The sequence below is a fragment of the Nostoc sp. 2RC genome (assembly GCF_014222165.1).
Classification (GTDB): Bacteria; Cyanobacteriota; Cyanobacteriia; order Cyanobacteriales; family Nostocaceae; genus Nostoc; species Nostoc linckia.
In genome coordinates this window covers 1-1,957 of record NZ_JACKZU010000656.1, presented here as the reverse complement: position 1 = coordinate 1,957, position 1,957 = coordinate 1, and the positions used below count along the sequence as shown (strand labels likewise).

Genomic DNA, 1,957 nt, shown 5'->3' with positions numbered 1-1,957 from the left:
GTGTGGGGGGAAAGATTTCTTCCACATCCTCCCACACCTCCCACACCTCCCACACCTCCCACACTCCCCGCTTGCCCAATGCCTAATTACCGATTTAAAACCACCCTTCTTGTTCTAGAGTTTCAATCAACTGCAAGCCACGCGGGTCGCCGACTCCCAAGAGTGAGGCTTTGGCGTCTTCTCTGACTCCTAAATCTTTGTCTTCGGCAAAGGCCTGAATGAGAGCGTCGATCGCTGTAGCATAAACTATGTTAGAAGGCAGTTCGCGGCACAGTTGACCAATTGCCCAAGCACTGTTGCTTCTGACTGCTGCCACGGGATCGTTGACTAAGGCTCCTATTAGTGGTGGTATTGCCCCAATAATTGCTTCGTAACTGACTTCTGCCATTTGTGCTAGGGCGCTAGCGGCCCATAAACGCACTGCGGAAATGTCAGTTTTTAAGGCATCTGCCAGGGGTGCTAGACAACGGCGATCGCGACAGTTTCCTAAAGCCCAAACAACGCCTTTACGCACATAGCCGTTCCAGTCTTGGTTCAATTGAGCAATTAACGGAGTCACTGCTTCGGGACTAGGATTGCGTCCGATGGCGTAAGCCGCGCTTACCCGCACCAAGGGGCAAATATCAGTTAACAAGTGAATTAGATGAGGAGTAGCACGAGCATCTTCCAGATCGCAAAAAGCACGCGCCGCTAACATTCTTTGCTGGGGCTGGGGATTGTTTAGCAGAGCTAACATTAATTCTGGATCGGGTTTGGGTATTTCTGAGGAGGCAGTTAGCGGCTCTAATTTATCTAAGGGGCTTTCTAGCTCCTCCTCTGCATCAAGTAGGCTTAGATCGTCTTCGTCATACATAATTTCATTTCAATCTGTTTTGGGAATTAATACATAATCCCCCGCGCCAATCAATAATTTAAAGCCTTAAATTATATCAGTTGCCTTGTTTTAAGCTTTCTGTTGTCCCTCGTTGAGAGAACCGCAGTTCCAAAAGACGCTAAAGTATTTTATCCCTATCCTCTAATTTATTTTTGTGCATTCAGGAATTTTATCATCCATAGGGATTGGGTTTGATAACCCAATCGGTGATAAAGATTTAATGCGGGTTGATTTGATTGAAAAACTTGTAAGCCAATTTGGCGATCGCCTCTTTGCATCGCCCAATTTTCCACATATTGCATCAATGCTGTACCAATACCCCGCCGTCGATGTTCTGGCGCAACATAAAGAACAAAGATATGAGCATGACGGTTACCTTGTACTTGGTCTATGGCATTACCCACCCAGAGACAGGCGATGGGGGAAGAGGACGCGGGGACACGGTGAGGAAGTTGGAGTCTTGGCGGTTCTTGTCGAGTCCAAACTTCCGAACCCGAAGGGGGACGCGGGGACGCGGGGAAATTAATCTCCGCCTCTCCGTGTCTCCCACTCTCCGCGTCTTCTTCATTCACCCACCATAAGGGAGTATCGCTAGAGAAGTATTGTTTAACTGTTTGTTCTAAGTGCGAAAAATCTTGGTTAGGAAAAAGATCCTGGTAAGTCAGCTGCATGAATTTGAGCAGCAGCGATCTTTCTAAACTTGAGCCACGGCGAATGAAATATCCAGGTAGTAATTGCTCAGACACTTCTGATGTTTTTTAACTTAGCTAGCTGACTTAGGCGCTGGTGGTAAATCAGCAGGAGTTGATTGAGAACTTACTCCAACCTCTTCAATTGGTGCTGGTGCTGCCATATCAGAAGGTAAAAATATCCGGGCGCTGACTGCCACTAGGGCAAAGACAAATACCAAAACAACTAGAAGTGGGGCAATGTATTGACGAAAAATAGCCATATTTTAATTCTAAGGAAACTCAACACTTTTATGAGAATTTTGGGTATTGGGAAGGGGCATTGGGCATTGGGCAAGCGGGGAGTGTGGGAGGTGTGGGAGGTGTGGGAGGATGTGGAAGAAATCTTTCCCCC

Annotated in this window: 3 protein-coding genes; all 3 read right to left on the bottom strand. The window is 47.1% G+C overall.

Translation table 11 applies throughout. From position 1 onward, the window contains the following. Window positions 1–94: 94 nt before the first annotated feature. The gene (locus GNE10_RS34195) at window positions 95–853 is read right to left on the bottom strand and encodes a HEAT repeat domain-containing protein (RefSeq protein WP_185570461.1); all 759 of its coding nucleotides are present in this window, start codon (window positions 851–853) and stop codon (window positions 95–97) included. A 167-nt stretch (window positions 854–1,020) separates the two neighbouring features. Beyond that, window positions 1,021–1,620 carry an N-acetyltransferase gene (locus tag GNE10_RS34190; protein ID WP_185570460.1) on the bottom strand — a complete coding sequence of 200 codons (600 nt, stop codon included), beginning with the start codon at window positions 1,618–1,620 and terminating at the stop codon, window positions 1,021–1,023. A gap of 17 nt (window positions 1,621–1,637) precedes the next feature. Next, window positions 1,638–1,826, bottom strand: coding sequence for a hypothetical protein (locus tag GNE10_RS34185; protein WP_099068585.1), 189 nt, complete (start codon window positions 1,824–1,826; stop codon window positions 1,638–1,640). Window positions 1,827–1,957: the final 131 nt, after the last annotated feature.

Excerpts from the sequence above, each read along its gene's own strand:
- GNE10_RS34195 (WP_185570461.1), bottom strand. The coding sequence starts at position 853 with ATGTATGACGAAGACGATCTAAGCCTACTTGATGCAGAGGAGGAGCTA.
- GNE10_RS34185 (WP_099068585.1), bottom strand. The coding sequence starts at position 1,826 with ATGGCTATTTTTCGTCAATACATTGCCCCACTTCTAGTTGTTTTGGTA.